This is a genomic window from Croceicoccus ponticola (genome assembly GCF_004004515.1).
Classification (GTDB): Bacteria; Pseudomonadota; Alphaproteobacteria; order Sphingomonadales; family Sphingomonadaceae; genus Croceicoccus; species Croceicoccus ponticola.
Map to the genome: position 1 here is coordinate 248,206 of NZ_RXOL01000004.1, position 26,080 is coordinate 274,285.

The 26,080-nt window shown below is 62.5% G+C and carries 26 protein-coding genes; 8 read left to right on the plus strand and 18 right to left on the minus strand.

All coding sequences use genetic code 11. The annotated features are described in order from the left end of the window. Positions 1–21 precede the first annotated feature (21 nt). From EKN06_RS10930 to EKN06_RS10955, 6 genes are all read right to left on the minus strand, one after another. Entirely contained in the window at positions 22–804 is a 783-nt protein-coding gene (locus EKN06_RS10930) for an inositol monophosphatase family protein (protein WP_127612939.1), read from the minus strand. 106 nt (positions 805–910) lie between these two features. Further along, the gene (locus tag EKN06_RS10935) at positions 911–1,846 is read right to left on the minus strand and encodes a ribose-phosphate pyrophosphokinase (protein WP_127612940.1); all 936 of its coding nucleotides are present in this window, start codon (positions 1,844–1,846) and stop codon (positions 911–913) included. Positions 1,847–1,943: 97 nt separating this feature from the next. Further along, on the minus strand, positions 1,944–2,456 hold the full coding sequence (locus tag EKN06_RS10940; protein WP_127612941.1) for a GrpB family protein: 513 nt from the start codon (positions 2,454–2,456) through the stop codon (positions 1,944–1,946). A 30-nt stretch (positions 2,457–2,486) separates the two neighbouring features. Beyond that, on the minus strand, positions 2,487–3,461 hold the full coding sequence (gene glpX, locus EKN06_RS10945; protein ID WP_127612942.1) for a class II fructose-bisphosphatase: 975 nt from the start codon (positions 3,459–3,461) through the stop codon (positions 2,487–2,489). A gap of 107 nt (positions 3,462–3,568) precedes the next feature. Next, entirely contained in the window at positions 3,569–4,903 is a 1,335-nt protein-coding gene (locus EKN06_RS10950) for a homoserine dehydrogenase (protein WP_127612943.1), read from the minus strand. 102 nt (positions 4,904–5,005) lie between these two features. Beyond that, positions 5,006–5,881, minus strand: a complete 876-nt coding sequence (locus EKN06_RS10955) for a hypothetical protein (protein WP_240654810.1) — start codon at positions 5,879–5,881, stop codon at positions 5,006–5,008. Positions 5,882–6,304: 423 nt separating this feature from the next. On the opposite strand from EKN06_RS10955, the gene EKN06_RS10960 reads away from it, so the two are divergent. The 4 genes from EKN06_RS10960 to EKN06_RS10975 all read left to right on the plus strand — a co-directional run bounded on the left by EKN06_RS10960 (position 6,305) and on the right by EKN06_RS10975 (position 8,959). Next, positions 6,305–6,946 (plus strand): TonB family protein, encoded by a 642-nt coding sequence (locus EKN06_RS10960; RefSeq protein ID WP_240654813.1) that lies wholly within the window; start codon positions 6,305–6,307, stop codon positions 6,944–6,946. 83 nt (positions 6,947–7,029) lie between these two features. Next, entirely contained in the window at positions 7,030–7,803 is a 774-nt protein-coding gene (locus EKN06_RS10965) for a MotA/TolQ/ExbB proton channel family protein (protein WP_127612945.1), read from the plus strand. 126 nt (positions 7,804–7,929) lie between these two features. Then, a complete protein-coding gene (locus tag EKN06_RS10970) occupies positions 7,930–8,460 on the plus strand; it encodes an ExbD/TolR family protein (RefSeq protein ID WP_127612946.1) in 531 nt (176 codons plus the stop codon). Between the two features lie 31 nt (positions 8,461–8,491). After that, complete coding sequence (locus EKN06_RS10975) at positions 8,492–8,959, plus strand: ExbD/TolR family protein (protein ID WP_127612947.1); 468 nt, start codon at positions 8,492–8,494, stop codon at positions 8,957–8,959. 113 nt (positions 8,960–9,072) lie between these two features. Here EKN06_RS10975 and EKN06_RS10980 read toward each other — a convergent pair whose 3' ends face one another. The 4 genes from EKN06_RS10980 to EKN06_RS10995 form a co-directional block, all read right to left on the minus strand. Then, complete coding sequence (locus tag EKN06_RS10980; RefSeq protein WP_127612948.1) at positions 9,073–11,499, minus strand: ligase-associated DNA damage response DEXH box helicase; 2,427 nt, start codon at positions 11,497–11,499, stop codon at positions 9,073–9,075. 365 nt (positions 11,500–11,864) lie between these two features. Beyond that, a complete protein-coding gene (pgmG, locus tag EKN06_RS10985; protein ID WP_127612949.1) occupies positions 11,865–13,277 on the minus strand; it encodes a phosphoglucomutase/phosphomannomutase PgmG in 1,413 nt (470 codons plus the stop codon). Positions 13,278–13,349: 72 nt separating this feature from the next. After that, on the minus strand, positions 13,350–13,634 hold the full coding sequence (locus tag EKN06_RS10990) for a DnaJ domain-containing protein (RefSeq protein ID WP_240654841.1): 285 nt from the start codon (positions 13,632–13,634) through the stop codon (positions 13,350–13,352). Next, entirely contained in the window at positions 13,634–14,464 is an 831-nt protein-coding gene (locus EKN06_RS10995) for a division plane positioning ATPase MipZ (RefSeq protein WP_127612951.1), read from the minus strand. The genes EKN06_RS10990 and EKN06_RS10995 overlap by 1 nt, the downstream gene beginning before the upstream one ends. An 86-nt stretch (positions 14,465–14,550) precedes the next feature. On the opposite strand from EKN06_RS10995, the gene panC reads away from it, so the two are divergent. Then, positions 14,551–15,411 carry a pantoate--beta-alanine ligase gene (gene panC, locus EKN06_RS11000; protein WP_127612952.1) on the plus strand — a complete coding sequence of 287 codons (861 nt, stop codon included), beginning with the start codon at positions 14,551–14,553 and terminating at the stop codon, positions 15,409–15,411. A gap of 11 nt (positions 15,412–15,422) precedes the next feature. On the opposite strand, the gene EKN06_RS11005 is transcribed toward panC, so the two are convergent. The 5 genes from EKN06_RS11005 to EKN06_RS11025 form a co-directional block, all read right to left on the minus strand. Further along, on the minus strand, positions 15,423–16,250 hold the full coding sequence (locus tag EKN06_RS11005) for a class I SAM-dependent methyltransferase (protein ID WP_127612953.1): 828 nt from the start codon (positions 16,248–16,250) through the stop codon (positions 15,423–15,425). Positions 16,251–16,342: 92 nt separating this feature from the next. Then, positions 16,343–17,305, minus strand: a complete 963-nt coding sequence (locus EKN06_RS11010; protein ID WP_127612954.1) for a quinone oxidoreductase family protein — start codon at positions 17,303–17,305, stop codon at positions 16,343–16,345. An 83-nt stretch (positions 17,306–17,388) separates the two neighbouring features. Continuing rightward, on the minus strand, positions 17,389–18,657 hold the full coding sequence (locus tag EKN06_RS11015) for a DUF3422 domain-containing protein (RefSeq protein WP_127612955.1): 1,269 nt from the start codon (positions 18,655–18,657) through the stop codon (positions 17,389–17,391). Between the two features lie 92 nt (positions 18,658–18,749). Beyond that, on the minus strand, positions 18,750–19,544 hold the full coding sequence (locus EKN06_RS11020; protein WP_127612956.1) for a ThuA domain-containing protein: 795 nt from the start codon (positions 19,542–19,544) through the stop codon (positions 18,750–18,752). Beyond that, entirely contained in the window at positions 19,541–20,962 is a 1,422-nt protein-coding gene (locus EKN06_RS11025) for an aromatic ring-hydroxylating oxygenase subunit alpha (RefSeq protein ID WP_127612957.1), read from the minus strand. The genes EKN06_RS11020 and EKN06_RS11025 overlap by 4 nt, the downstream gene beginning before the upstream one ends. Before the next feature lie 160 nt (positions 20,963–21,122). Here EKN06_RS11025 and EKN06_RS11030 point away from each other — a divergent pair, with 160 nt between their 5' ends. Genes EKN06_RS11030 through EKN06_RS11040 form a run of 3 tightly spaced genes read left to right on the plus strand, consistent with a single transcriptional unit; the run spans position 21,123 to position 23,516 of the window. Next, positions 21,123–21,905 carry an SDR family NAD(P)-dependent oxidoreductase gene (locus EKN06_RS11030; RefSeq protein ID WP_127612958.1) on the plus strand — a complete coding sequence of 261 codons (783 nt, stop codon included), beginning with the start codon at positions 21,123–21,125 and terminating at the stop codon, positions 21,903–21,905. Positions 21,906–21,910: 5 nt separating this feature from the next. Beyond that, on the plus strand, positions 21,911–22,705 hold the full coding sequence (locus tag EKN06_RS11035) for an SDR family NAD(P)-dependent oxidoreductase (protein WP_338068095.1): 795 nt from the start codon (positions 21,911–21,913) through the stop codon (positions 22,703–22,705). A gap of 31 nt (positions 22,706–22,736) precedes the next feature. Further along, the gene (locus tag EKN06_RS11040; protein WP_127612960.1) at positions 22,737–23,516 is read left to right on the plus strand and encodes an SDR family NAD(P)-dependent oxidoreductase; all 780 of its coding nucleotides are present in this window, start codon (positions 22,737–22,739) and stop codon (positions 23,514–23,516) included. Between the two features lie 33 nt (positions 23,517–23,549). On the opposite strand, the gene EKN06_RS11045 is transcribed toward EKN06_RS11040, so the two are convergent. From EKN06_RS11045 to EKN06_RS11055, 3 genes are all read right to left on the minus strand, one after another. Further along, positions 23,550–24,137 carry a TetR/AcrR family transcriptional regulator gene (locus tag EKN06_RS11045; RefSeq protein ID WP_127612961.1) on the minus strand — a complete coding sequence of 196 codons (588 nt, stop codon included), beginning with the start codon at positions 24,135–24,137 and terminating at the stop codon, positions 23,550–23,552. Between the two features lie 105 nt (positions 24,138–24,242). Beyond that, on the minus strand, positions 24,243–25,583 hold the full coding sequence (locus EKN06_RS11050; RefSeq protein WP_127612962.1) for an aromatic ring-hydroxylating oxygenase subunit alpha: 1,341 nt from the start codon (positions 25,581–25,583) through the stop codon (positions 24,243–24,245). Between the two features lie 28 nt (positions 25,584–25,611). Further along, a complete protein-coding gene (locus EKN06_RS11055) occupies positions 25,612–26,049 on the minus strand; it encodes a nuclear transport factor 2 family protein (RefSeq protein WP_240654843.1) in 438 nt (145 codons plus the stop codon). Between the last annotated feature and the right edge of the window lie 31 nt (positions 26,050–26,080).

Sequence of the window (26,080 nt, forward strand, 5' to 3'; positions counted from 1 at the left end):
GGCCGATGGCTTAGTGGGCCGTTAGTGGCGGCAGGCCAGCGCCTCGACCACGTCCTCCAGCCGCGCCGGATCGCCCAGCGCGATGACGTGGCCATCGCTGTCGGCGTTCAGCGGATCGCCGCTCCAGTCCGCCATCGTTCCGCCCGCGCCTTCGACGACAGGTATCAGCGCGGCAAAGTCGTAAAGCTTCAGCCCCGCCTCGCACACAACGTCGAGCTGCCCCGATGCGAGCATGGCATAGTTGTAGCAGTCTCCGCCCATGACCATCCGTTTGTGGTCGGTCTTGGCGGCGAGACCCATGAAATGTTCGCCCTGATGATCGTCGAAATAGTGCGGGCCGGTCGTCGCCAGCGTCGCCTGCGACAAATTGCCACAGGGGCGGCAGCGGATTTCCGCTCCGTTGAACAGCGTCGGCAGACCCATCGCGCCCACCCAGCGTTCGCCTGAGATCGGCTGGTCGATCACGCCGATCAGCGGCCAGCCGTCGACCATCAGCGAAATCAGTGTGCCGAATATCGGCCGACCGGCCAGGAAGCCCGCCGTGCCGTCGATCGGGTCCAGCACCCACTGGCGGCTCGCGCCGGGACGCTCGCTGCCGAATTCTTCGCCGATGATGCCGTCCTGGGGCCGTTCGGTGCCAAGGATGGCCCGCATCACCTTCTCCGCCTCGCGATCGGCGATGGTGACGGGTGTCGCATCGCCCTTCCGGACGCTGTCGAGCACGGTGCGGAAATGAGGCCTGATCGCGGCGCCCGCCGCATCGGCAAGGCGCGCGGCTAGCGCGATGTCGTCGGTGAGGTTCATGACACCGCACTCGCGCGGGTGGCCGCGGCGGTCAAGGGGAAATGGTCGGGGGCCACCCGCCGTACCGCACCGCCGTGCCGCCCCGCGCATTATTGCCGTGCGGCGCTCAGTCGAACAGGCTTGAAACCGAACTTTCGTCGGCGATACGGCGGATCGCTTCCCCGATCAGGGTAGCGATGGAAAGGACGCGGATCTTGTCCGAATCCTTGGCCGCGTCGGTCGGCATGATCGTGTCGGTGATGACCAGTTCGGTCAGCGCCGAATTGGTAACCTTGGCCACCGCGCCGCCCGAAAGCACGCCGTGGGTGATATAGGCGACGACCGACTTCGCACCCTGATCCAGCAGCGCCTGCGCCGCATTGCACAGCGTACCGCCCGAATCGATGATGTCGTCAATCAGGATGCAGTGCCGGCCGGCGACGTCGCCAATGATGTTCATAACTTCCGATTCGCCCGGACGGTCGCGACGCTTGTCGACGATGGCCAGCGGAGCATTGTCCAGCCGCTTGGCCAGCGCGCGGGCGCGGACCACGCCGCCGACGTCGGGCGATACGACCATCAGATCCTGATCGCCGTAGCGCGCCTGAATGTCCGCAGCCATCGCGGGCGCGGCATAAAGGTTGTCGGTTGGGATATCGAAGAAGCCCTGGATCTGCCCGGCGTGGAGGTCGACCGCCAGCACGCGGTCGGCGCCGGCGCGGGTGATGATGTCGGCGACCAGCTTGGCCGAGATCGGCGTGCGCGGGCCGGGTTTCCGGTCCTGACGCGCGTATCCGAAATAGGGAATCACCGCCGTGATGCGCTTGGCCGAAGCACGCTTCAGCGCGTCGATGCCGATCAGCAGTTCCATCAGGTTGTCGTTCGCGGGATAACTGGTTGACTGGATGATGAAGACATCCTCGCCGCGCACGTTTTCGTGGATCTCGACGAAGATCTCCTCGTCCGCGAAGCGCCGCACGCTCGCATCGGTCAACGACTGTTCGAGGTAGCCTGCGATGGCGCGCGCCAGCGGCAGGTTGGCGTTGCCCGACATGATCTTCATCGCATCACTCCGTTTATCGATGGGCCCGATTCCCCGATGGCAGCGGCCTTAACGGGGAGTCTCGCGATTGCAACATGCCGAGGCTGGTTTCGGCGGATTATTCCGAAGCGCCCGCATTGCCGCGACTTGCGATGACAGCACGGATGAAACGGCCCTTCTCTTCTCGATAGTCGTCCATGTCGCCGCCGTCGCACCGCGCTTTCAGCGCGTTGTAGGCCGCGACTGCAGCTTGGTCGGTAACGAGTGCACGGTGGAAATCCAGAAAGAAGTCGTAGTCGCTACCGAACGCGGTCAACAGGATACCGAGCTGAGGATCGCGGTCGTCATCTTTGAAAGAGGCGAAGTCGGCAGTGCGGATCGTTCCGATATTGGGGTCGAACCGCTCGGCCAGTGCGCGTTCGGCAGTTCCGAATGCCTCTGCCGGCAGGCGCACGATTATGTCGAGGTCGCCCTTTGTCAGGCATCCTGCAATCGACGTTGCGCCGATATGATGTATTTCCGCCTCCGAAGGCAGGATCGCGCGCAGCAAGGGAACGAGTTCCGCAAAGGTCGCCTCGGCACGGCGGCGCGCACGGTCGGCATCGGGGGCTAGGACAAAACGCTCTCGCATCGCACCGGACCCGCTGCCGGCCCTGCTGTTTCAGTCGACCTTGTGGTGTTCGCCGCGAACCCAGCGAACCGTGCCCGAAGACGCGCGCATGACGACGCTTTCGGTGGTCATCTTGCCACCCTTCAGATGCTTCACGCCTGCCAGCAGCGACCCGTCGGTCACGCCCGTTGCGGCGAAGATGCAGTCGCCCTTGGCAAGATCCTTCAGTTCGTAGATCCGGTCGAGATCCTCGATCCCCCACTTGCGCGCGCGGGACCGTTCGTCGTCGTTGCGGAAAAGCAGCTTGCCCTGGAACTGCCCGCCGACACAGCGCAATGCGGCGCAGGCCAGCACGCCTTCAGGTGCGCCGCCCGAACCCATGTAGATGTCGATCGTCGTGTCGGGATTGGTCGTTGCGATCACCCCGGCAACGTCGCCATCGGGGATCAGCACGATCCCGCAGCCCAGCGAACGCAGTTCGGCGATCAAGTCGGTGTGGCGCGGACGGTCGAGCACGCAGGCGATGATCTGGTCGGGGCGCACACCCTTTGCATCGGCAAGCGACTTCACATTGTCGCTCGGGCTCTTGCGCAGGTCGATCGTGCCTTCGGGATAGCCGGGACCGATCGCGATCTTTTCCATGTAGACGTCGGGCGCGTTCAGCAGGCAGCCTTCTTCCGCCGCTGCCAGCACGGCCAGCGCGTTCGGACCGGCCTTGGCGGTGATAGTCGTGCCTTCCAGCGGATCGAGCGCGATGTCGATCTTCGGACCCTTGCCCGGTGCGCCGCCGACCTTTTCGCCGATGTACAGCATCGGAGCTTCGTCCCGCTCGCCTTCTCCGATCACGACGGTGCCGTCCATGTAGAGATCGTCGAAGGCAATCCGCATGGCTTCGACCGCGGCATGGTCCGCCGCCTTTTCGTCGCCGCGTCCGATGAGGTGCGAAGCCGCGATCGCCGCCGCTTCGGTCACGCGGACCAATTCGAGGACGAGAACGCGGTCGAGTACGTCGCTTGCTTTAGTCACGTGTGGAATTCCCCTGATCGGATTTCGGCGGAGCCGTAGCGGCGCCCGGCACCCTTGTCGAGCGGACCGGTCAGACGCCTTTCAGCCAGCGCGCCTTCGATAGACGCTTATTGTTTCAGGATGTGCATCACCAGCGGCGGTTCGGTCAGGCTGTCGGATCCGGCCAGCAGGTCAAGCGCCTTCACCACGCAGCCTTCTTCGCCTTCGTGCGTGACCATGGCGACCATGACGGCCCCGTCCGAGCCCTCGCCCTTCTGGATCAGGCTTTCGATCGAAACCCCGCCGTCGCGCATCGCCGCGGCGAGTTCGGCCAGAACGCCGGGCCGATCCGCGACCATGAACCGCAAATAGGCCTTGCCCACGCGGTCACCGGTCTGGGCTGGCACCGTCGCATCCAGTTCTCCTACGGGGATCGAGAATGCAGGATCGATCTCGTTCTCGCTTTCCCAATGGCGCGCGATGTCGATGATGTCGGCCACGACCGCGCTTGCGGTCGGACCGTCCCCCGCGCCCGCGCCCTGAAACAAGAGGCGACCGGAAAAGTTGCCCTCTGCCACGACCGCGTTGGTCGCGCCGTCGACATGGGCGAGCGGGTGGTTCTTTGGCACCAGATAGGGGTGAACGCGCTGGAACAGGCGCTTTTTCCCGTCCTCGCTGCCCTCGACCCGCGCCATGCCGATCAGGCGGATGACATAGCCCAGCGATTCGGCCTGAGCGATGTCGGCGGCCAGCACCCGGCGAATGCCGACAGCGTCGACCGAGGAAAAATCGAGCTGCGTACCGAACGCGATGCTGGCGAGGATCGAAAGCTTGTGCGCTGCGTCGATGCCGTCGATGTCGAACGTCGGATCGGCTTCGGCAAAGCCCATGGCCTGTGCTTCGGAAAGGACATCGGCAAAATCGCGTCCGGTATCTTCCATCGTCGACAGGATGTAATTGCAGGTGCCGTTGAGGATGCCGTAGACGCGCTCGATCTCGTTCGCGGCGGCTCCTTCGCGCAGGCCCTTGATGACCGGAATGCCGCCCGCGACCGCGGCTTCGAACCGCATCGGCACGCCCGCACTTTCGGCCACCCGCGCTAGGCCCAGTCCATGGTGCGCGATCATGGCCTTGTTCGCGGTGACGAAAGCTTTGCCGTCGGCAATGGCCTTGCGCGCCAGAGTTAGCGCCGGGCCGTCGGACCCGCCGACAAGCTCGACCACGACATCGACATCGTCTCGCGCGGAAAGCGCGGTCATGTCGTCTTCCCACGCATAAGGTGTCAGGTCGACGCCGCGATCCTTGCCGCGATCGCGCGCGCTTACGGCGACGATTCGCAAGGGGCGACCGCAACGACGCTCGATCAGGGCGGCATTGGTCTCGATCAGGCGGATAACGCCTGCGCCCACGGTTCCAAGGCCCGCCAAAGCCAGGCGGAGTGGCTGTTTGGTCGTTTCGCTCACTGGTCTCGTCTCTTTGCTATTCCCGCGCCCGTTAGGCGAGCCGGGCGGCAAAGGCCAGAGCCAAGCGTAAGGTTTGGGCAGGTGCGATTACCTGCTCCAATGTCAGTAAACCCGCTGACGACCGCACGGACCCAGTTGCCGCATGACCAGTGCATAGTCCCGTGCCGCCGCCTGTCTCAGCGCAGAATCGGACGCGATCTGCGCCGATGCGGGAAGCTGTGCCGGAAGCGTGCAGGCCAGGCGATACCAGGCCAGCGAATCCGGTGCCGGCGGCGCAGCGTCGGGATTGACCAGTTCGCCGGTCGAAAGCCCCCAGCGGACCGGCTCGCTCGGACTACGAAGCACGGTGATCGACGCAGATTCGCCCTTGGCGGTTTTCAGGAAGATCTGGGTCTCGCCCTCACCGGCAAGGTTGCCCGGCGTGTGATAGGCATCGCGAACCCCGGTCACTTGTGGCGCGGCATCGAGAGCAGCCAATTCTGCCAGCAGCGAGCGGAGCCGCGCTTCACCGATCAGCCCGATTGCAACTTGCGCATCGGGGGCGACAAGCTGGAGCTCTGCCGGCTGCCCCGCTACCGGGCGCGCAAAAACAACCATCGTCTGCTTCTTCAACTTGGGCATGCGCCCGTCGGGGTCCAGCTTCACGTCCGCAAGATATTTCACCTTGCCCCCGATCGCAGCGCGGCCCGACAACAATGCCTTGGTATCTGCTTCCACATATGTGCGGACCCAGCCTGCACGGACCGGGCCGGTGCGTTCGGGATCTACTTTCGACGCCTTCTTCACTTGGACGACGACGACCATGGGTGCCGAAGTCACAAGATCGGCCAGGTCGGCGTAAGCCAAGAGCGGGCGCGATGCCAGGTCCCGCGAATCGGCAGCGGGGACTTGCGCCGCAACGGCAAACGCTGCGGTGCTCAATGCCCCTATACAAAGCGATAGGCAGCCGACGGCCATGCGAAGGGTACGTTTGCTCATCTTTTGCTCAAATCCAATCATCTCATTGCCTTGCACGCCACCCGGACTCGCCTTCGCGCCGTATCCACTGGCAAAAGGGCACGAGCATCGTAATGCCATCAACGTTATCGATGGTGAATTGGTCCTTAATCGACAAAGGAATTGCGTGGTGGGTTCTTCGGCGCTAACAATCCCAAAAAAAGGGGCTGGGCACGATCCGGCTTAAGTTCGAGTGCGTGTTCAACGGTTGCGAAATCTTCGATGTGAGGTCGATGGCAGCCGGTAGCAGGTACCCCGGAGGATAATTCCGGCAGGGTGGAATTCTATGGGGCGCACGGTATGGTAGGAGACTGCCGTTCCGTGCGATAGTCGGGTGTGCCCAAGTGGCGATCCTTTGTAAGTTTTTTGGAGTGAACCGTCTGAATGGCCTACGCTGACCAACAGATGAGCGGTAACAAGATTGTCGCGATAATTGTCGTCGCGCTGATCCATATCGCGCTTGTCTATGCTCTCGTCACTGGACTCGCCTATGAGGCTATCCAAAAGGTGAAAGAGACGGTGACCGCGGTTAATATCTCGGAGCCACCGCCACCGCCACCGCCACCGCCGCCTCCGCCGCCGGAAGATATGCCGATCCAGCCGCCGCCGCCAGTGGCACCGCCGCCGATGGTTCAGATCACGCGCCCCGCGCCTCAGATCCAGACCATCCCGACGATTCCGCCGCCGTCGCCGCCTGCAGTGCGTATTCCGCCTCCGGTCGCAGCACCGCCGCCGCCCAAGCCCGTATCGAAGGCTCGTGGCGTCGCACCTGACGGCCAGAGTCGTTGGGCCGCTCGGATTCAGGAAAACTACCCGAGCCGCGCGCTTCGCAACGAAGAAGAAGGCCGCGTTGGCGTTCGCGTCACCATCGGTCCTGACGGCAAAGTCAGCGCCTGCTCAGTCACGAGTTCTAGCGGCTCGGCTTCGCTGGACGAAGGTGCATGCGACGGTATGCGCCGTTACTCGAAGTTCAAGCCTGCGCTTGACGATGCCGGTAACCCGACGTCGGCAAGCTGGAGCACCACAATCGTTTACCAGCTCAACTGATCAAAGGCCGGGCACCCATTCGGGCGTCCGGCCTCACCCCTCCTTGAAACCGACAAATTAGTTTGATTGAAGGATATCCCGTAATGCTCATCGAAATCATGGCCGTGGCTGCCGAAGCCGCTCCGCAGAACAAGTTCGGCTTCGCTGAAGCTCTCGAACAGGGCGGTTTCATTGCTTATGCAACCGTCATCATCCTCGGCATTATGTCGTTCGGATCGTTCTACATCCTGTTCACGAAGTTCTTCGAACAGGGCAAGATCATGCGTCAGGGCCGCGAAGTGCGCTCCAACTTCTGGCGTGCCAACTCGCTGCGCGAAGGCGCCGGCAAGCTGGAAAAGAACTCGGCTTACCGCCAGATAGTCGACGACGGCATCGCCGCCGAAGAACAGCACGCCAAGATGACCGACAGCCTCGAAGCTCATGACTGGCTGCACGGTTCGCTCGCGCGTTCGGAAGCCACGATCAACGCCAAGCTTGCAGGCGGTCTGCCGTTCCTCGCAACGGTCGGCGCAACCGCACCGTTCATCGGCCTGTTCGGCACCGTGGTCGGCATCTACCGCGCTCTGATCGCAATCGGCATCGCCGGTTCGGCCTCGATCGACAAGGTCGCAGGTCCGGTCGGTGAAGCACTCATCATGACTGCGCTGGGCCTGCTCGTCGCCGTTCCGGCCGTGCTCGCCTACAACTACCTTCAGGCACGCAACAAGCGTATCGCAGAGCACCTGAGCGGGTTCTCGACGGACGTGCTGGCCAACATCAACTCGGGCGGCACCGTGAAGCCGGCCATCGTTGCTGCAGCTGCTGCCAAGAAGCCTGCCCCGGCGACGACCGCCGCCGGCGTGCAGGTCAAGAAGTAAGAGCGAACCGGCGTCGCGGCCGTCCTGGTCGCGACGTCGAACGCCGCCGCGACTGTCGCGTCGGCTTGGCCGTCCCCGCAGCGGATGGCCGAACGCTCAAGAGCAAGTACGAGATAGGATGAGATAATGGCGATATCTGCGGGACCCGGCGGCGCTGAAACGCCGATGTCGGACATCAATACCACGCCACTCGTCGACGTGATGCTGGTGCTGCTGATCATCTTTCTGATCGCGATTCCCATCGCGATTCAGTCGATCGAGCAGATGAAGTTACCGATCCTCGTGTCCGAGGAATCCAAGGACAAGGTCGAGAACCTCATGGTTTCGGTCACTTCGACCGATGCCAACGGCGTCAGCCCCGGCGAACAGGGCTACCAAGGCGCGGCCCGCAATGGCGAATGCCGCATCTACATCAATGCGACCCCGGTCGATTCGACCGAGCTGAACAAGCGTGCTTTCGAACGCCTCGACGCGATCGTGCAGCGCGAAGGTGGCATCGAAGCCATCGCGGAAGACCCGGAAAAGATTCCCCAGGTCCACATCCGCGGTGACATCAACGCCCCTTGGAAATGCGTGGCCGGTGCGATCTATCAGATCCAAACGGCTGGCTTCCCGACGGTCGGCTTCATTTCGAACCCGGTCGATCCCAACGGCTGACCGCCGCTTAGATATTTAAAGGAGACATTCCATGGCAATGTCAGGCGGCAAAGATGATGGCGCCCCGATGATGGAGATGAACACGACGCCGTTGATCGACGTCATGCTCGTGCTTCTCATCATGTTCATCATTACCATTCCGGTTGCGACGCACGCCGTGAATATCGATCTTCCGGCTCCTTCCGAGGTGCCTCAGAACGTTGATATGAACCCGATCAAGAACAAGGTCATTCTTACGCAGGATGACCTGATCCTCTGGAACGGAACCCCGTTGAACCAGAACCAGTTCGTCGCGACTCTCCAGCAATCGCTGGCGCTTCCCGTCGAACCGGAACTGCAGTTCCAGCCCGACGAATTCGCGAGCTACGAGCTGTCGGCGCAGGTGCTGCGGATCATCAAGGGTTCGGGCGCGACCAAGTTCGGCTTCGTGGGGAATGAACAGTACCGAGATTTCGGTTCTGGCCCCAAGGATGTGAACGCGACGACCCGGGTCCCCTGATCGGGGGCAACCGAGTAAGAATGCGAAAGGGCGGGCCGCAAGGTCCGCCCTTTTCGTTTGGACCATGGCGTGGTCAGCTGGACAGCCGCCGCGCCCAACTCCGGCGATCAGTCCTACGCGTCCGGTCGCATGGCCACCCCGCCAAGGGTCTCCGCCTCCAGCAACAGTTCGTCATCGGCTGAACCCGATGGCACGGTCTCACGCCCGATAACGACCATGACCGGCACCGCGAGCGGGCTGACCCGCTCGAGCCTCACATGCACCAACTGATCGGCTGCACGATCCAATAGGGAAGCCAAGCGACCGATGTCGGTCATCCTCGTTCGCGCCTCGGCCCAAGCCGCCTCGATCAGGATGTGGTCGGGTTCGTATTTCTTGAGCACGTCGTAAATCAGGTCAGTCGAAAAGGTGACCTGCTTCCCGCTTTTGCGCTTGCCCGGTTGCTGGCGTTCGACAAGACCGCCGATCACCGCCGCCTCGCGAAAGGCGCGACGCAACAGGTGAGATTCCTGAACCCATTCGACGAATTCGTGCGCGAGTATGTCGGGCGAGAGGATCGCGGCGGGGTCCTCGATCGCTTTCAGCCCCCACACCGCCAGAGAATAATCGTTGGCGACAAAGCCCAGCGGCGACAGTCCGCGGTCTTCCATCCGCCGGGTAATGAGCATCCCCAACGACTGGTTCGCGTTCCAACCTTCGAACGTATAAAACACGCTGTACTCGCGTTTCGCGTGCGGAAAGCTCTCGACCAGCAACTCGCCCGGACCCGGCAGGTGAGATCGCCAGTCCTGCACCTCCAGCCATTCGCGCACATCGTCCGGAAAGCGCGCCCACGCCGCGCGATCGACCAGCATGGAACGAACCCGGTCGGCGAGGTGCGTTGTCAACGGCATCCGGGCCCCGCCATAACTGGGGATCATCGCCGATTTCTTCGATCCGCGAACGATGACTTCGCTGTCCTTCAGCGATTCGACCTCCACGCTCAGGCCCGCGAACTGAAAGGTGTCGCCGGGCCGCAGCGCGGCCGCAAACCGTTCTTCGACTTTGCCGAGCGAGCGGCCGTTGCGGAACCGTACGGTCAGCATCTCGCCATCGATGATAATCCCCGCGTTTAACCGGTGCCGCGCGGCCTGTTCGGGATGAGTCAGGCGCCACGTGCCGTCGGGCTCGCGCGTGATGCGCTTGAACCGGTCATAAGCTCGCAAGGCATAGCCGCCATCGGCGACGAAGTTCACAATGCGCTCGAACACGTCTGCATCGACCCAGGCATAGGATTGGCACGAGCGAATTTCGCGAAGCAGGTCGTCCTCGCGAAACGGTGCAGCGCAGGCGCAGCCCATGACATGTTGGGCCAGCACGTCGAGGCTGCCGGGGCGAAAGTCCTCGCCGTCGCGCACGCCTTCTTCGACCGCATCCTTCGCGGCCTGCGATTCGAGGAATTCGAACCTGTTGCCGGGCACCAAAATCGCGCGGGATGGCTGGTCCAGACGGTGATTGGCGCGGCCGACGCGCTGTAACAGCCGGGATGAGCCCTTCGGAGCACCCATCTGGACGACGCAATCGATATCGCCCCAGTCGACGCCAAGATCGAGGCTGGACGTCGCGACCAGCGCGCGCAACTCGCCCCTCGCCATTGCACTCTCGACCTTGCGCCGCGCTTCTACCGAAAGCGAGCCGTGATGAATTCCGATGGGCAGCGTGTCGTCGTTTACGTTCCACAGCAGCTGAAAGATATATTCGGCCAGAAAGCGAGTGTTGGTGAAGATCAGCGTGGTACGATTGCGCCGGATCTCTTCGTACAATTGCGGCACCGCCCATGCCGCTGCATGCCCTCCCCAAGGGACGCGTTCCTCGATCGGCAGCAGGATTTCGATCTGCGGTGGCGCTCCGGGCTCGCCCACGATTTGCGTCACGCTATCGATGTCGCCCCATGGCGCCAACCATTCGCGATAGAGTTCTGGGTCCGAAACCGTGGCCGACAGGCCGATTCTCCGTAAGTTCGGCGCGATCGCCTGCAAGCGCGCGAGAGACAATGCGAGCAGGTCGCCACGCTTACCGGTCGCGAAAGCGTGGATTTCGTCAATGACGATACGCTGAAGCCCGGCGAACATCGCAAAGCTTTCGGGATAGGACAGAAGCAGCGACAGCGATTCGGGCGTCGTCAGCAAGACATGAGGTGGCCGCGCCCTTTGCCGGGCCTTTTTCTGCGAGGGTGTATCGCCAGTGCGGCTCTCCACCCGGATGGGCAGGCCCATCTCCTCTATCGGGGTAGTCAAATTGCGTTGCACGTCCGTGGCGAGCGCCTTAAGCGGCGAAACATAAAGCGTATGCAAGCCTTCGGGCGCATTGCCCTTCAGCCGTTCGGGGGCAAACGCCGCCAACGTCGGCAAAAACCCCGCCAGCGTCTTGCCAGCGCCGGTGTCGGCAGTGAGCAGGGCGCTTTGCCCGGCATCGTCGGCCGCAAGCATATCGGACTGATGCCGCCTGATCCGCCAACCGCGCGCGTCGAACCAGTTTTGGATGGTCTGGGGAATCGCCATGGTCCGTTCCTAACGAACGAAACACGGTTGCGGGTGCGCATGATGCGAAAAGACAAAAAAAGGCCCGGCGGGACAAGCCAGCCGGGCCATGTAAGTTTGGGAGAGGATGCCTGAAAGGCACCCTCTTTGTGCATCGCAGCATCCCTTATTGCAACTGCGAAAAGCGCATTCCGCAGTGAATTTTTTGCAACAGTGTCAATAAGCCTTGGGAAACAAGGGATTGGCACATGAATCGGGTTTCAATTTTTCTGCAAGCGCTTATTCCCAATGGAAATTGTGCGAACTTTGATAAGAGAAATATGCAATGAGACCTATCCCTTTGGATAGGCCTCTGTCGCGAATCACCCCTTCGCAGTTGCGAATAATCAGTGCCCGGCCTGCGGGCCGCGTTCGATTCCCGATAGTGCAAGCTGCTGGTCGATCTGCGCCATCAACCGCTTCAGCCCTTCTTCCGTGTCGCTTTCCGCGCGCGCGACCAGCACGTCCTGTGTGTTCGACGCCCGCAACAGCCACCAGCCGTCGGCACCCGTCACCCGAACCCCGTCGGTAGAGTTCACCTCGTCGGAGCTGTCCTTCAGCCGGTCCTTCACCTCGTCGATCACCGCGAACTTGCGGCTCTCGTCCACCTGGAACCGCAGTTCGGGCGTGTTGATCATGTTGGGCATCGCACCACGCAGTTCGGTCACCGAACGATTCAGCCGCGCGCTCGCGACCAGTAGTCGCACGCCGGCATACAGCGCATCGTCGAAGCCATAGTATTCGTGCGCAAAGAAGACGTGGCCGCTCATCTCTCCGGCCAGTGGCGCACCAGTTTCCTTCATTTTGGACTTAATCAGCGAGTGCCCGGTCTTCCACATCAGAGGCTTGCCCCCCTGCGCCGCGATCTGGTCGTACAGCGCCCGGCTGGCCTTCACGTCCGCAATAATGGTGGCACCGGGGACGATCTTGAGCAGATCCTCGGCAAAGATCATCAGGAGCTGATCGCCCCAAATGACCCGTCCCTGCCCGTCAACCGCGCCGATCCTGTCGCCGTCGCCGTCGAAAGCCAGTCCGAAGTCGAGGTTCTTCTCAGCGACAAGCGCCTTCAGATCAGCCAGATTTTTCTCCTCGGTAGGATCTGGATGATGATTAGGAAAATTTCCGTCGACCTCGGTAAAGAGAGTGAAATGCTCCCCTGGCAGCTTGGGGACGAGCGCTTCGATGGCCGGCCCCGCCGCACCGTTGCCCGCGTCCCAACCGACCCGAAGAGCGGACAGCCGATCACGCCCGACATCGCCCAGCGCGACGATGGGCTGGAGCAGTCGCTCGATATATTCGGCCATGACTTCGCGCGTTTCGACCGCTCCGGACCCGTCGACCCACTCCCCGGCGGCAGCCATCCGTCCGATTTCGAGGATGTCGGCTCCGAAAAACGGCCGGCCCTGAAATACCATCTTGAAGCCATTGTAATTGGGGGGATTGTGGCTGCCAGTTATCTGAATGCCGCCGTCCACATCTTCGGCTGACGCTTCTGCGTAATACAGCATGGGGGTCGGGCCCATGCCGACCTTGACGACGTCGCACCCGCTTGCGGTCAACCCTTCGCACAGAGCATGTTCAAGGATCGGTGAACTGACGCGGCCATCATAGCCGATGGCAACTTTCTTGCCGCCGGCGCGGCGCAGTAAAGTGGCAAAGCTGCGACCGATTGCGCGGGCGTCGTCAGGGCCGAGGGTTTCGCCGATTATGCCGCGGATGTCGTATTCACGCAGGACTGTTGGGTTGAAGGTGTGCGTCATGGCTGGCCTTTCGCTCGGGCATTCTGGGCGCACGAACGGGATCGCCCGCGCGCGAAATGGAACTTGCCTGTACTAGTCGTTTTTGGAGCGAGTTTGTTCCAGCAGCAAGTCGCGCGCCGTGTCGATTTCATGCACGGCGTCGGGCGTGCCACCCTTGTCGGGATGCGCATCCAGCATCGCGCGGCGATGTGCCGCGACGATTTCGTCCTGCGTCGCGCTGCGCGATACGCCCAGCAAGGCGCGGGCCTGCGCCTGTTTTTGCAACTTTTCCGATTGCGCCCATGCCTGCCAAGGCCATGAACCGAACAGCATGCGAAAGGCGATCCCCGCCACGAGGACGAGGATGACGACTTTCATCACGCGGCTTCTCCCAAGGTTTCGGCCGCTTCCATCTGGTTCGGCACCGCGCGTTCGGGGATCGGCAGGTTCAGCCCCTTGACCAGCGCGCGCAGTTCCTGTCGCGCGACGAGGTGGCTGGTGCCCAGATCGCCCAGGTATCCTTTGTCCAACAGCGTCAGTCCTGATGGGAACAGTTCGCGATAAATGACGCGTTCGGACAGCCCCGATGCGACACGAAATCCCACCCGGCGCGACAGTTCAGTCAGTGCTTCGTCGATGCGGCGCATGTTGCGTGCTTCCACATGCTGAACCCGGTTCCGCAGCACGACCCAGTCCATTTCCCGCTTGCCTTCATTCACCGTGGCCAGCCCACGCTTCTTGCGCGCGTCCCAGATCATTTCGGCATAGAACGACAGCTTCTTCACCTTGAACGTTTCGGCGTCGACTTGCCCGATCAGGTCGAAATCGACGAAACTGTCGTTGAGCGGCGTGACCAACGTGTCCGCCTGCGTCGCCACGTGGCGGGCATATTTATCGTCGCGGCCCGGAGTGTCGAAGACGAGGAAATCGAGCCCTTCGCTGATTTCACCGATCATTTCGTCAAGCGCTTCGACGCTGGGGCCGCCGAACACGCCGACGGAAGCGCCGGGCAATTCAATTTCGCGCCGTTTTTCGGTGTCGAGCCGGTTTTCGAAATACCGATAGAAAGTACGCTGACGGGGATCGAGATCGATCGCACCTACTTTCGCGCCCTGATAGGCGAGTGCGACGGCGACGTGGACAGCCGTTGTCGACTTGCCGGTGCCGCCTTTTTCGTTGGCGAAGACAATCTTGTGCGGTTGGGTCATCAATCCTCGCTTAATGGGCGCCCCTTGCCGATTGGCGGGCAGACGCTACAGCTTGCCGCGCGAGTTTACCGGAAGGGCCGAACCACATGCAAACAATCTGCGCGCTCAATCCACTACGGCAAGCAACCGCGGGGTTGCGGCGGGCCGGTGGGCCGGGTGCGCGGCTAGCGCTGGTGCCCACGATGGGAGCGCTGCACGAAGGCCATCTGACGCTGGTTCGCAGAGCGCGCGAGTTGGCCGAAATCGTCACCGTGTCTATTTTCGTGAACCCCAAACAGTTCGGCCCGAACGAGGATCTGGACGCCTATCCCCGCCAACTGGAACGCGATTCAGACCTTTTGGCCGCAGAGGGCGTGGACCTGTTGTGGGCACCCGACGTCGCAGCGATGTATCCCGACGGTTTCGCCACCAACATTTCGGTCGAAGGCGTGAGCGCAGGATTGTGCGGCGCGGACCGGCCCGGCCATTTTGACGGGGTGGCGACGGTGGTGTGCAAGCTGTTCAACCAGGTCGCCCCCGACATCGCCCTGTTCGGGGAAAAGGATTGGCAGCAGCTTGCCGTCATCCGACGCATGGCCCGCGATCTCGACCTTTATGCGCCGATGCCCGATGCCATCATCGGCGTCGCGACCGTCCGCGAAGAAGACGGCCTCGCCCGCAGCTCGCGCAACGCCTATCTTTCGGCTGCACAACGCGCCGCCGCCGCCGCCCTGCCCCGCGCAATGCGCGCCGCGGTGGCCCGGATGGCGGCGGGCGATGCGGCGCAACCGGCGCTCGACGAACTGACTGCGGCATTGCTGGCCGCCGGGTTCGGCAGCGTCGATTACGCAGAATTGCGCGATGCCGACAGCGTTGCCGCGCTGGCCGAGCCGAACGGAAATGCCCGGCTGTTCGTCGCGGCCCGGATTGGCGGCACGCGTTTGATCGACAATATCCCCATCGACTGACCGGTCGCGCGTCAGGCTGCGAATTGGGCGGCGTCGACGTTTTCGAACAGGATATGCCGGATCGGCTCGCCATCGCGGGTATTGATCAACCGGGCACCGCGCGCTTGCGACCAGGCGAGCAGCGGAGAATAGGACAGCGTGCCATCGTCCGCCTTGTCCAGCGGCATCAGGATGAATATCCGGCCGCCCGGCTTCAGCATATCGATAGCGAGCCCGTGGAGAAACTGGCGCCAGTGTTCGACCGGCCAATAGTGCCGCTTGCGCTTGATCGAGCGGCGGTGGAATACCGGCAGCATGATCGTGATCAGATCGAAGCGACGGTCGATCGGGCGATAAGGCACCCCGGCTTCGACCGGAGCGATCACCCGTTCCGACCCCGCCAGTGCGCATAGTTCGTCGTACCACGGATCCGCAACGTCGGTACCCACGGCGCGATGGCCCATCGAATTGGCGACCATCACGAAATTGCCCGGCCCCATTCCGATGTCGAGGATGTCGAGCGCCGTCACCCGGTCGAGATCGAGACGTTGCGCGACTTCGACCTGATGATGGACCCAGAACGGAAAGTCGGCGTATTTCACCGGGCCAAACGGATCGAATGCAGCGAACCGATCACGGTGTCGTTGCAGGAACGCCTCGCGCTCCTGCGACTCTATCGTGGCGAGGGCCTGTTCCAGATTGCGGCGCGACCGATCGGTCAAAGGGGTTTGTGCATTAAGCAATGCCACGCCGTCGGCGAGCGGACGCAGGGGATCGAACGTCCAGTCCGAAAGCGGGCCGGTATAGGTAAGCGCGCCGCTGTGCGTCCCTGCCTCAAGGCCGTGATCGGGTTCCATCATGCGCGCAGGTCTGTTCGCGCCGGGACTTGGCGACAAGGCACAACACCACGCTTTCCCCGGGTTTTCCGCGATCGGCGCGGTTCGCGCTTGTCTCAGGGTTGCATCAGCACCCGGCCAAAGGGATGCGATTCGGCGACGAAACGGTGCGCCTCAACCGCGTCGGCCAATTTGAATACGCGTTCGATCGGCATGACCAGATCACCGCGCGCCATTCGGCGGGAAAAGCTGTCGATCAGCGCATGTGCGCGTGGCGTGTGCATTTCACCGCCGAACGAAATTGCGTGGACCGTCGCACTGCGGCGGATCAGTTCGAAAAATTCGAAGCGCGGCACGTCTCCCGTCGCCGCGCCGATCACTTCGTACCTGCCGCGATAGCGCATGGCTTTCAGCAGCGTGCTGACGCCCTTGCCGCCCGCCATGTCGAGCACCATGTCGACGCCCGCGTCGGCGGTCAGTTCGCGGCATCGTTCGGCGATATCCTCTTGGCGATAGTTGATCCCATGATCGAGGCCGAATGCCTTCAGCTTTTCGAGCCGCTCGCCGCTCGATGCCGTGCCGATGACAGTCGCACCCGCCTTGGCGGCAAGCTGCACAGCAGCCAAGCCGACGCCGCCCGCCGCACCCTGGATCAGCACGGTCTCGCCCGGTTGCAGCCGACCGAATTCGAACAATGCATCGCTCGCCGTGCCGAACGCGACGGGGATTGTCGATGCCGCCCTCAGGTCGAGGTCGTCGGGCACGGGATAGCAGTATTTTTCCGGCGCTGCGAAGAGCGAGGCGTGGCTGCCGTTCCAGTCGAACGCGATGACCCGGTCGCCTGCCTTGAACCGCGTGACCGCGCTTCCCGTGGCGACGACGCGGCCAGCGGCCTGATAGCCGGGCACGAACGGCACGATGCGCGGCGGGGAGACGAGGCGATTGAGCAGGTCCCCGCCCTCGATGCTGATCCATTCGACTTCGACCAGCACGCGATCGGTGCCGACTTCGGGGTCGGGCAGATCGCCATATTGCAGGACTTCGGGCCCACCGTTTTCACTGTACCAGGCTGCCTTCACGTTTCGTCTCCCATCGCGTGCCGGCATTCGGTGCCGGTTCGCGTGCAGCTTGGCAACCTGTCGAATGTGCTGCCTTTCGCGGATCAATGCCGGAAGATGCGCGCCTTCAACCGGTGGATCGCAAACCACGTCGCCAGTACGACAAAGGGCACAAGCACCGCCGCGATGGCCGTAGCGGGCAAGGCCGGAACCGCCTTTTCAGCGCCCTTGAGCACATAGCCGATCAGCCCGATCAGGTAGTAGCTTAGCGCGACGACCGAGAGCCCTTCGACCAGTTGTTGCAGGCGAAGCTGGGTCGAGATCGATCGTTCCATCGAATGCAGCAGCCGCCCGTTCTGATTTTCGATCCGCGTTTCCACCCGCGTCCGGAACAACGATATGAACTGCGCCGTGCGCCCCGCCAGCACCTCCCCCCGCCGACGATGCGCGGCGCAAGTGCGGATCGCCGGCTGAAAGCGACGCTGCGTAAAATCGGCCAGCGATTGAAAGCCCGCACAGGGCCGGATGCACAGATCGTCCAGCCGCTCTTCCACCAGCCGGCCATAAGCTTCGGTGGCGCTCATCCGAAAATCGGACGACGCCGCTTCGGTCATGAGCTCCATCGACAGGCCGGTGACTTCGGTCAGCAGGGCATCGTCGGTAACCTCGGCACTGCCGATCCGTGCGCCCAGCATGGCCAGTTCCGCCTCGATCGTGTCGAACACCTTCCATCCGCGCTGCGCGATCGGCAGGCCGAGAAGCGCGAGATTGCGGTAGTTGCCCAGTTCCTGCAACCGCTGAACGGTGCGCGACAGGTCGCTGGCGGGCATGCCGTTGGCGGCGACTAGCACCGCACCGAAACCGTCGTCGCGCAAATGGAAATCAGACCAGATCCGCGCGCCATCACCCACGTGGCAACTGACGATGTCATCTATTGCAAAGGCGAAGCGCGGCAGCATCGCCTGCGCCGAAGCTTCGTCACCGACCACCGCGATGCGTGTCGCGCGCACGATCTTGCCCGGCAGGTCCATCAGCCAGCCGAGCGCGGTCGCGACTTGCTGATCGGCGGTGGGGTCGAGCGCAAATTCGGCGCTGCGCTGGATGAACAGGGTGGCGGCCGTCGCCTCGCTATGGCGCTCCCAGCCAAAAATGATGCCGTCTGCGAAGCGGGCCTGGAAATGGCGCGGGTTGGGCGATGGGTCCGGCGTGGCTCCGGCGGGCAGTTGCGAAAGGGCCTCGCGCTCTTTGTCCCGCTCTGCCTCGGTCACCTGTCTCAGTATCTGGATGACTGTGCAGTCGGGCATCAGCGCGGGCCAGCGGCGCAAATGCATCTCGTTGACGACGACGCGCCGCAGTTCGTGTTCGTTGCGCATGGTCCGCCCTCCTGCTCCGAGGGCGAACCATGCCACAATCTATTCCGTAGAACAGCAGCCCATAAGAACGACGCGCGCCGTTTGGACGGCGATCAGCCGCGCTGCTTGATCCAGCCTATGCCCCGGCGCAGCAGATCGTAGAACACGGGCAGGTCCCATGCGCAACGATCGACCGTGGGCCACCAGTCGGCCAGCGGCTGCAGGTCATAGTGCCCGCGGCAATGGCCCAGCGTATTGTAGAGCACCGCGCCCTTGCCGCGCTGCTTGATGTACATCACCGGGTGGATACCCAGCGCGTCGGCGGCCTCGGCAAAGCCGGTGCCTTCTTCGGTGCATTCGGTTTCGAGCAGGACATGCAGGTCACCGTGTTTCTCAAGGTGGTAGAGTTCGTCCGTCGTCTCGAACGCCTCGACACCCTTGGTCAGTTCGTGATCCGGGTCCGCGACAGTCACTGTATAGGGCGCGATCGGCGGGTGGGTGATGAACTGGCTGCCCAGCACCTCCATGAACAGCGGCGCATCGCGCATGGCGTGAAACAGGCCGTCGTCCATCAGTTTCAGAATCGAATTCGTGCCGTGCAGCGCATACCAGCGCCCGCCCGCCTCGACCCAGTCGCGCAACGCTTCCTGCGCGGCGCGCGAGGGGACCACGTTGCAGGTATAACTGATGATCATGTCCGCGCCGCGGATCGCCTCGAGGTTTTCGTAATCCTCGAACACGCGTGTGCGCACGGTCGGGTCCTCGGCCAGAAGCTTCAGCAGTTCCAGCCGCGCGAAATCGATGTCATGCCAGACGCCGCCCGCAATCAGGACGCAATCGACGCGCTTGGGGTGAACCTTTGCCGTCGCGGCGGCCAGCGGGTCCGGCCCGTGGTCGATCGTGCTCATTCGCCCTTCCAGCCTCCCAGTTCGCCGTTGATGTATTTCATCATCGTATCCTGGAACTGGCGGATACGGATTTCCTGGTAATTGCCCAGCTGAACTTCGCCGGTTTTCGAGCAGTGCAGGCCCTCCTGCACATAGGGGAGGTTTTCCATGTCCTGTTCGAACACGTCGCCCAGGATCCCGAGTTCGGGCGCCTCGGTCCATTTCTGCGCGAGCGTCAGGAACTTGCGCGGTGCGGCGGTCGGGCGCGGATCGCCCTTGCGGACACGGGCAAGGACCCGCACGTCCATGACGCAGGTGTCGGGGGTCTTGCCCGGGAACCAACTGTAGACGATGTTCGGCATGAACCCGCCCCAAGGCGCGAAGTTCGGAAAGACGTTGTAGACCAGCCCGTCCAGAACTTCGGCATCGCTGGCTTGCGAATGGTCGTAGCCGGTCTGTTCGGTATAGACCTCGCGCATCCTGTCGCCCAGCGCCTGCCGCGCGGTCTTGCCCTCGGGGACCACGATCGCCATCGGATCGCCCGCGCTTTCGTAGTTATCCGAACTGCGGCCGTTGTACTTGATGAATTCGTCGACGATCCACTGTTCGCCCTGCCCTTCCTGGATGTGCGGGCTCATGATGCCGAAAGGCACCAGATTGACGTTCACGTTGTCCCCCCATGTCCGGTACGCGGCGTTGGAATCGCCAGTGAATGGCAGCAGTTGGGGGTGCGTGACGATAGTGTGCCACGCTTCCATGAACGCCTCCATCACCACCTTCCAGTTGGCGGGAACTTCCTTGGCGACATGCACCACCGTGGCACATTCGTCGTGGCGCCACCGCTTGAAGTGATCGGGCAACGGGGCGAGGTATTCCTCGAGGCTGGGGCCGCCCTTTTCCTCGCGCAGGAAGACATGGCCCTGCCAGCGGGCGACTTCGGCATCGGGCAGGTCCATGTTCTTTTGCGCCAGATGCGGGAAATCCCACTGGCACGGCGCATGGTCGAAACTGCCGTCCTTTTTCCAAGTGAACGCGTGGAACGGGCAGGTGAACTTTTCGGCGTGGCCGTGTTCGGTCCGCAGCTTGCGCCCGCGGTGACGGCAGACGTTGTGCATGGCGCGGATCGAACCGTCGTCCTGCCGGACGATCAGGTACGAACGGCCCGCGTTTTCATAGACGACGTAATCGCCCGGCTCGTTCATTTCTTCTTCGCGCGCGACGAATTGCCAGACATAGGGCCACATCCGCTCCCGCTCGAGCCTTGCGAAATCCTCGCTGGTGTAACGGAACGCCGGGATCGGGTCCGACCCGCGAAACTCGTACGCTTCTTCGGTCAGGATATCGGGAACGGGACGCGAATCGAGCGCCATCAAGTCGTTCCAGCTAATCCCTTCGCTCCGGTCTTCGCCAAAAGTGGCGCTCGGGTCGATGTCGGCCATGTCCTGCATCCTCTGCCAAATGTCGTCAAGGCACGGTTCCCGCGCCATTTTCCCAGATACTTTGACGAAGCGACCACTCGTAGTCACCTTGCCGAAGTCATAGGTTGTTTATGGCACGCGAAGGCGCAATCTCGGATGAACATACAGCATGGAGCAGGATATGTCCGATAGGCTCGCGGGTAAAGTTGCCCTCGTTACCGGAGGCACCGCAGGAATCGGTGCCGGAACCGTCAGGCGTCTGGCGGCGGAAGGCGCTAAAGTCATCTTCACCGGATCGCGCAAGGAAGCCGCCGATCCATTGTGCGCCGAAACCGGCGCGACGTTCATTTCGCACCGCGTTGAGGACGCCGCCGCATGGGAAGACCTGGGCGCACGCATCCGCAAGGATTTCGGACGGCTGGACATCGCGTTCGCCAACGCCGGCATCGAAAAGGGTGACGGCAGCATCGAGACGATCGGGATCGACGGCTGGAACGACATCGTCTCGGTCAATCAGACCGGCGTCATGCTGACGTGCCAGCACGCGATCCGCGTGATGAAGGACAATCCCGGCGGCGCCACCGGTTCGGTCATCGTCAATTCGTCGATGAACGCGCACCGTGCGATGGGCAACTATCTTGCCTATTCGGTGACGAAGGCGGCGGTCATCGCCATCGCCAAGTCGGCAGCGATGTACTGTGGTCAGGCCGGGTACAAGATCCGCGTCAACGCGATCCTGCCCGGCGTCGTCGAAACCGAAATGATCACCAATATCATGAACGCACAGCCCGACCCCGCTGCCGCACGCGCCATGTACGAAGGCATGAGCCCGATGAAACGCATGGCACGGGTCGAAGAGATCGCCGGCCTCGTCGCGTTCCTCGCCTCCGACGAAGCGGCGTTCATCTCTGGCGGCGAATATACCATCGACGGTGCCTCGACGGCCGGGACGCTGGGCGTATGAGCGGCATGGACAAAAGCGTTGCGCTCGTCACCGGGGGCCTTCGCGGGATCGGCCTTGCAGCGGCGCAAGGGCTCGCCGCCAAGGGCGCAAAAGTGTGGATCTGCGATCTCAAGGGCGACGGTGACGCCGAAGTCGCCGACGCGCTGTCCGGCATCGGCAACGGCGCGGCCTATCTGAAGCTCGACGTGACCGACGAGCAGTCGTGGATCGACGCCATGGCGAAGATCGAGGCGAGCGACGGCAGGCTCGACGTGCTGGTCAACAATGCCGGGATCGACGGCACCGGACGCATCCACGAAATGTCGCTGGAACTGTGGCGCAAGGTTCAGGCGGTGAACAGCGACGGTGCGTTCCTCGGCACCAAGCACGCTTACGCGATGATGGAAAAGAGCGGGAAGGACCGCAAGGGCGGTTCGTCGATCGTGAACATCAGTTCGATCATGGGCTTCGTCGCCTTCCCCGAAAGCAGCGCCTATTGCGCGTCGAAGGGTGCAATTCGCCTGTTCACCAAGGCTGCGGCACTGGAATTCGCCACATATGGCGCGCCGATCCGCGTGAATTCGGTCCACCCCGGCTTTGTGCAGACGCCGTTGCTGGACGAAGGGTTCGAACGCATGGTGCAGCGCGGCGTCGCCGAAAAGGCGGAGGACCTAAAGCAACAGGTCGCGGCGTCGACACCGGTAAACCGGCTTGCCGATGTCGAGGAAATCGCCAACGCGGTCGTTTTCCTCGCCAGCGAGGAAGCGAGCTACATGACCGGCTCCGAAGTCGTCGTCGACGGCGGCTATCTGACCCGCTGACCATTCGCACAGAAGCAGGGAAACCTTAATTATGACCATAGCTGTCGAGGGCTGCATTGCGCTCGTCACCGGGGCGACCGGGGGCATCGGGCGAGAAATCGTCAAGGCCATGAAGGCGGCCGGAGCGACGGTGATCGCAACCGACCTTGCCTATACATGCGACGATACGGACGCCGACCATTATTTCCGGCACGACGTGACGGATCAGGACGATTGGGACGATATCGGCGCGTTCGTCTCCGAAACCTATGGCCGGCTCGACGCGCTGGTGAATAACGCCGGCATATCCATCGTCACCCGGTTCGAAGATACGCCTCTGGCTGAATGGCACCGGGTGAACTCAGTCAACGTCGATTCCATCGTCATCGGCACGCAATCGCTGCTTTCGCTGCTGCAAGCGGGCGGCAAGGCGCGCAAGGGTGGTGCTTCGGTCGTGAACTTTTCGAGCGTTGGCGGCCTTCGCGGCGCGGCGTTCAACGCGGTCTATTGCACAAGCAAGGCGGCGGTGCGGATGCTGACGAAGTGCATGGGCGCGGAATTCGCGGCGCTGGGCTACAACATCCGCGTCAATTCGGTGCATCCCGGGGGCATCGAAACGCCGATGCTGGGCGGGATCATGGATCGTTACGTCGAACTGGGCGCGGTCCCATCACGCGAAGTGGCCGAACAGGGCACCATCGCGCGCCACCCGATCGGCCGGCTGGGCCGTCCCGACGAAATGGCGGGCGGCGTCGTGTTCCTGTGTTCGGAAGCATCCAGCTTCATGACCTGCGACGAACTTGTCATGGACGGCGGGTTCTCTCAGGTCTGAGCCCCGACCCAGGCGGCCTCGCATGGGGCCGCCTCACACCTCTTTGTCGAGCACACGGATTTCGGTGGCGATCAGGTCGCGCAACGATTCCAGCGACCAGTCATCAGGTGCGAGCACGCCCTGCAACGCGATGCCGCCGACCGTGGCGATCAACCGCCGTGCCAGCGCCTCGACCAGCGGGTCGTGCGCGCCCTCTTTGCGGCCGTAACGGCGGGCCAGCATCCGACAATAGAGGTCGAGGCTGGACCTGGCGTTGCGGGCGGTTTCCTCGCGGTACGATGCTTCGATGTGCGCCCTGCCCCAAAACGCCAGCCAGACCCGCCAAGTGCGCAGGTTTTCCTCAGTCACGGGAAGCACGACTGAAAGGCAGTCGATAAGCGCCTGATCCTGCGCGAACGCTGCCTCCAGCCGGTCCATCACCCGCCGGTTGGCGATGCGATAGACTTCGAACAAGAGATCGCCCTTGTTATCGAACCAGTTGGACACGATGGCCGTCGACGTTCCGGCCGCACCCGCGACCTGGCGAAAGGTCACCGCCTCGATCCCCATGTCGGCGACAAGATCGAACGCGAGCGAAGCGACCTGTCCGCGCCGCTCTTCGCGGTCCACGATCAGCGGCATGGATCCCAAAACTCCTGTCAGAATGGCCCGGCCATCCGCCCGGCCCTCATCACCCGCCTAGCCCCGGCCCGCCGGTCAAGGCAAGGCCGGGTGGCAAATGCGGCGTCAGCGACGCCCTTCGAGGTAGTCGTTGATGACTTCGTGGAAACGGCGGACACGGGTTTCCTGCCGCGACAGCCATGCGTCCTCATAGGCCATCGAACGCAGCCCGTTCTGCTGCGTCACCGCGATCGACAGGTCCTGCGTCAGAAAGTCGCCTTGCGGAATGTCGGCCTCGTATTCCGAATAATCACCATCCTGATACGGCGCTTCCTCGTACGGGCGCATGCCGTAAAGCGTCGCGACTTCGGTCGCGCCCTCGATCCTAGGCACCATGTACCAGTAATCGAAGGTCGACCAGTTCGGGTCATCCACGTCGGGTTCGGTGCGGAAAAAGTGCAACCCTTCGGGCGTTCCGGTGATCGTCACGTTGGGGAACATCGTGTGATGAAACTGATCGGTCAGTTCCCAGTCCGTCAACTTGTCGAAGTAGGCATAGCCGCGTTCGGGGCCAAGACGGCGGCGCGCTTGCTGCAACGCGATGCGGCCTTCCTGCGCGCGACCTTCGTAATCGGCGGGATCGATATCCCATTCCTTCAGGACTTCGGCCCACAGCGGCTTGACCTGCTGCGCATCTTCGTACCGCGACGACGGTTGCAGTTTTTCGATCATGCGGTTGTGCCCGGTGGGGTACATTTCGAACACGGTGGTCGAGTAGTGATCGTCGATCATCGGTTCGAACTGCGGGTGGACCGCCGGGATGTGATAGCTTTCGTTGAAGTTGTCGCTGGCGAATTTCCAGTTGGTGTTGACCCGCAACCGCCGGTTCACCACGCGCACATAGTCATCCAGATCGCGATTGCCGAGCAGGTCGGGGATCGGGTGCAGGTATTCGGCCAGCGGCACCGGATCGGGGTTGAAGCTGAACCAGATAAACCCGCCCCAGGTGTCGCACTTCAACTGCTTCAGCTTCAGCTTGCCGCAGGGATTGACGTCGAAATCTTCCGGGTCCTGTACCTCGTCCAGTTCGCCGTCCAGCGCCCATTTCCAGTTGTGGTAGGGACAGATGAAATGGCTCATCACGCCGCCTTCGCGGGTGTTGACCAGCTGATTGCCCCGGTGACGGCATACGTTGAAGAACGCCTTCACCGAACCGTCGACTTGCTTCACCATCAACACCGATTCATGCTTGAACTGGTGGGTGATGAAGTCGCCGGGTTCTTCCAGTTGCGAGGTCCGGCCACCGACGTGCCAGATCTTCTTCCACATATGTTCCCACTCGCGCTCGGCGAAGTCCTTCGACCAGTAACGGTCGCCGGTGATCGCATCGCCGCGCGCGGCGGGATATTGCGCATCGGGATGGGTGGGGTATTCGGGGCTTGCGGTTTTATCGAGAACGGTTGCCATGACGGCATCTCCCAAGGTCAGAGGTTGCTCAACCTTCTCCGTGGATCTCGGTCAATGAACCGGGCATCGGCATCATCGGCGTGATCGTGTAGTGGCGGCACTTCCATGCGCCGTCCTGTTCTATGCATTCCATCCGGTATTTTACTTGCACGGTAACGGTGTTGCCGTCGTTCGCCCGGCCCATGCCGATGACATAGGCGGTCATCGCGCCGACCGATCCGTCCCAGCTTTCCGGGCGGAAGTTGCTGATGAAGTGGAAGTGATGGCTCATCCCGGCAAAGACGCCGTCGAAGAACGTCTTGATCTCGCCCTTGCCGTTGATCATCGGCAAGCCGATCGCGGTGAAGTCCGCCCGGGCGTCGTCGGTGAACAGGTCGAGCAGGGGCTGCATGTCCTTCAGTCCGTCGACCGCATAGCAATATTCGATCATCAGGGCCTGCAGGCCGGCGCGGACATTTTCGGGCATCTGGGTCACGGTATCATCATCCTGTTATCTA